This is a genomic window from Acinetobacter sp. 5862 (assembly GCF_024494585.1).
GTDB lineage: Bacteria > Pseudomonadota > Gammaproteobacteria > Pseudomonadales > Moraxellaceae > Acinetobacter.
In genome coordinates, this window is sequence record NZ_JANHGP010000131.1 from 1 (window position 1) to 221 (window position 221).

Genomic DNA, 221 nt, shown 5'->3' on the forward strand with positions numbered 1-221 from the left:
TTCGGTTAAAGTACGTAAAACTTTACCGATACTGATTCGCTCAACTTCAGCGATATCTCGTATACCACTACCTCTGATCATCAACTGTAATATTTTTCGAGTAATGCCTGAATGACATCCTAGATAGCTCAGAGCATGGTCACTAATAAACTGACGTTTACAGTCTTTGCACTGATAGTTTTGTTTCCCATCTACTTTGATGCCATTTTTCTTTATACTGT

General features: G+C 37.1%; 1 pseudogene. It reads right to left on the minus strand.

What is annotated here, in order from left to right:
• A pseudogene (locus NO346_RS14810) lies at positions 1 to 221 on the minus strand (IS1 family transposase); the annotation flags it as partial.